The 3705-nt window shown below is 34.3% G+C and carries 6 protein-coding genes; all 6 read right to left on the reverse strand.

What is annotated here, in order from left to right; genetic code table 11:
• A partial coding sequence (locus tag RR539_RS09935; RefSeq protein ID WP_442878410.1) for an NfeD family protein occupies positions 1-862 on the reverse strand: 862 nt, incomplete at its 3' end.
• Between the two features lie 107 nt (positions 863-969).
• Positions 970-1416 (reverse strand): GatB/YqeY domain-containing protein, encoded by a 447-nt coding sequence (locus tag RR539_RS09940; protein WP_332473251.1) that lies wholly within the window; start codon positions 1414-1416, stop codon positions 970-972.
• Positions 1417-1435: 19 nt separating this feature from the next.
• Positions 1436-1612 (reverse strand): 30S ribosomal protein S21, encoded by a 177-nt coding sequence (rpsU, locus tag RR539_RS09945; protein ID WP_332473250.1) that lies wholly within the window; start codon positions 1610-1612, stop codon positions 1436-1438.
• A gap of 137 nt (positions 1613-1749) precedes the next feature.
• Positions 1750-2094 (reverse strand): histidine triad nucleotide-binding protein, encoded by a 345-nt coding sequence (locus tag RR539_RS09950; protein WP_332473273.1) that lies wholly within the window; start codon positions 2092-2094, stop codon positions 1750-1752.
• A 16-nt stretch (positions 2095-2110) separates the two neighbouring features.
• Positions 2111-3409, reverse strand: coding sequence for a tRNA (N(6)-L-threonylcarbamoyladenosine(37)-C(2))-methylthiotransferase MtaB (gene mtaB / locus RR539_RS09955; RefSeq protein ID WP_332500386.1), 1299 nt, complete (start codon positions 3407-3409; stop codon positions 2111-2113).
• Positions 3406-3705: RsmE family RNA methyltransferase (locus RR539_RS09960; protein WP_332483493.1), on the reverse strand; the 300-nt coding region annotated here is incomplete at its 5' end. The genes mtaB and RR539_RS09960, both read right to left, overlap by 4 nt.

Here is a 3705-nt window from a genome sequence, read left to right on the forward strand (position 1 = left end):
AAAATAATCCTACAGCCCACCATGAACTATGACCTGCAAAAACATTTCCTAAGAAGTAGGCTCCTATACTTGTAGCTCCAAGCGTTCCTAGTATTCCAAATGAAGGAATAAATATTTCAGCCACTAAAAATGTCATACCTAATAAAAGTAATAGTGTAGACACCATCGGGTTTGATATAATTTCTGTTAAGGTTACCTTAAAACTCTTCTGTGCATGTATAACCTTATCGCCTCTATATCCAACTTCATTAATAACCTGAGCTATTGATGATGCTTTGCCATCGGCAAACTTATACTTAATAGCTTCATTTGCACTCATATTAAGAAGTGTCCCCTTATCCTTAACATCCTTAATAACAAAGTTATAGTCCGCTGTAGCTCTTGCAATATCTGATGGCTTTCCCTTTGACTCTGCCTGTGCCTTAAGCATTGATGCCCATGCTGAATTAACCTTCTCATCATATGGAACAACCGCTGCTGAGCCAATTGTTGCGTCCTCGGTCATAAATATCTTATCACCTAAAAGTGCTAACATAACTCCTGCTGACTCAGCTTTATTATTTATAAAGCTATAGAACTTAAAATCATTACTATAACTTTTTATTGTCTCTTGTATGTTTAGAGTTGAATCAACCCTTCCTCCAAGTGTATTAATGTCTAAAATAACTGTTCCAATATTTGATTCTTTTGCTTTTTTAAGTTGATCTGATAAGAAACCTTCAATTGACGGACCTATATCTCCCTTAATAGGTATAACATATACACCCTTATCGGAAATAGCTCCATTAACTACTTGAATAGATGGGATTAGTATAGTAAGGGCTAACATTATTAAAAAAAGTTTTATCCCTCTTTTTTTCATAAAGAATATCACCTCATTTTAATTTTATCATAATCCATTAACTATGTATATTCTTCATATAAAATATAAAGACCTGTAGTAAACTACAGGTCTTTATTATTCCATACCTATTTAGATAGGTAGTTTTTAACTATTTGACTTACAAGCTTTCCATCGGCTCTACCTTTGGTAATCGGGTTTACTTTAGACATTACTTTGCCCATATCTTTCATGTCCTTAGCTCCCAGTTCATTCACAACATTATTAACAATTTCAGCGATTTCATTTTCAGTTAATTGCTGAGGAAGGTACCCAAGCAAAATACTAATTTCCTCATTAGATGAGTCTACTAAGTCCTGCCTGTTCCCTTTTTCAAATTCTATAATTGCATCCCTTCTCATCTTTACTTCCTTTGAAATAATATCAACTATCTCATCGTCAGTAAGATCTGAGCCTTTGTTTTTTTCTTCGTTTATAATGGAAGCCTTTGCCATGTTTAAAACTGATGACTTAAAAGTATCTCTAGCTTTAAGGGCAAGTTTCCAATCCGTTTGTAATTGATCTTTAAGGGACATAACAACCCTTCTTTCCTAATTACTTGAACTTTCTCTTTCTTGCAGCCTCTGACTTCTTCTTACGCTTAACGCTTGGCTTGTCGTAATGTTCTCTTTTTCTAACTTCTGCAAGAACCCCTGCTCTAGCACACTTCTTCTTGAATCTACGAAGAGCACTTTCTAGTGATTCGTTTTCACCAACTTTGATTTCTGACATCTGATCTCCCTCCCTCCGCTTAGCAAAATAAATGCTAATTTTTCGATGCTGCGAAAAAGCTTATAAATAGCACATATATTATTATATATTAGAGCCTCAAATATTGTCAATGAATAATAATAGAAGTTGTCCAAAATTTAGCCTGGTGGCCACTGAAGATTTCTTCCCCCAATTAAGTGAAAATGTAGATGGTGTACGGTTTGACCTCCATCTTCACCACAGTTATTAACAACTCTATATCCATTTTCAGATATTCCAAGATTCTTTGCAATATTACTTGCTGCTGAGAAAATTTTACCTAAAACCTCTTCATTTGACGAATTAATTTCATTAGCAGATGCAATATGAGTCTTTGGAATAATTAAAACATGAACAGGCGCAACTGGGCTTATATCATTAAATGCATATACCCACTCATCTTCATATACCTTTGATGAAGGTATGTCGCCGTTTATTATTTTACAAAATAAACAATCCACTATATCACCTCCTAATCATCTAAAGATTTATTATTTTACCTATGATTCCGTCACCCTCAATACGCTCTAGGGTACACTTAAGTATTTTTCCCCTAATTCTAGTATCTGAAGTAACAATAACCTTTAGGTAATTAACTGTGTAACCTGTATATACTTCATCATGGCTCTCCTCAAATAAAACATCCATTGTTTTACCTAGGTATTTTTCCATGTATTCTCTTTCGTTTTTAAGATCAAGTTCTATTAAAGCCTTGCTTCTTTCTTCTTTAACTTCAGGACTAACCTTACCATCAAGTTTTTCTGCTTTAGTTCCTTTTCTTTCACTATACTTAAAAATATGCATTTTAGCTAGCTTAATATCAGATAAGAATTTATATGTTTCATTAAATTCTTCATCTGTTTCACCTGGAAACCCTGCAATTATATCTGTTGTAATTGATGCATCCTCGAAAGTTTCACGAATTCTATTTACAACATCCTTATATTCTTCAGCTGTATATCTTCTATTCATCCTCTTTAAAGTTTCATCACATCCACTTTGAAGTGAAAGATGGAAGTGTGGGCAGAATGACTTAACACTCTTAAGCCTTTCTAATACCCCCTCACTAAAGAACATAGGCTCTATTGACCCTATCCTTATCCTCTCAAGCCCAATCGTCTTAGAAAGAGTCTCAACAACATCTACAAGGTTATGTGTTTTAAGATCCTTACCATAAGATGATATATGAATCCCTGATAAAATAATCTCCTTAAAGCCATTAGCAACAAGTCCTCTAACCTGAGATACTATATTATCAAGTGGCCTACTTCTAACAGGTCCCCTTGCATATGGAATTAAACAATATGAGCAATATCTATCACATCCATCTTGAATCTTTAAGAACGCACGTGTTTTATCTTGATACTCATCAATGTCCATTTCCTCAAACTCTCTAACAGACATAATATTCTCAACGTAATTCTTCTTTTCTTTAGTGCTTAAAAATTCTTCAACAAAATCAACTATTTTAGATTTATCACTTGTTCCAACAACAATATCTACTTCTTCTATACTTGATAGCTCTTCAGGTGATACCTGTGCATAACAACCTGCTGCAACCACAACCGCATCCTTATTAGTTTTTTTTGCCTTACGAAGCATTTTACGAGACTTCTTGTCTCCTATATTTGTAACTGTACATGTATTAATTACATATACATCAGCATATCCTTCAAAATCTACAACTTCATAGCCTTTTTTAGTGAAGCTTTCTGTAATAGATTCTGTTTCGTATTGGTTTACTCTACAACCAAGAGTGTATAGGGCTACCTTCTTCATATTTTTCCTCCCATATCTCCTATCTCGTAAAGTATTATCGTTGAAGCTACAAGTCCTGCTGTTTCTGTTCTAAGTATTCTAGGCCCTAGAGTTACTGGGAACACTCCCTTACTTAAAGCTTCTTCTACTTCTTCACCTTCGAATCCACCCTCTGGTCCAATAAATACAGCAATATTTTTAGCATCTTTATGATCTGATAATACCTTTTTAAGACCCTCATCATCTGCATTTTCATATGGCATAACAGCTAAATCGAATTCTGATACCATATCTACAGCATCACTAAAAGATATTGG

It is taken from the genome of Clostridium sp., assembly GCF_036639235.1.
GTDB lineage: Bacteria > Bacillota > Clostridia > Clostridiales > Caloramatoraceae > Clostridium_AB.

What these genes read in the sequence shown, in the direction of transcription:
- mtaB (WP_332500386.1), bottom strand. Translation starts at nt 3,409, where the DNA reads ATGAAGAAGGTAGCCCTATACACTCTTGGTTGTAGAGTAAACCAATAC.
- rpsU (WP_332473250.1), bottom strand. Translation starts at nt 1,612, where the DNA reads ATGTCAGAAATCAAAGTTGGTGAAAACGAATCACTAGAAAGTGCTCTT.
- RR539_RS09940 (WP_332473251.1), bottom strand. Translation starts at nt 1,416, where the DNA reads ATGTCCCTTAAAGATCAATTACAAACGGATTGGAAACTTGCCCTTAAA.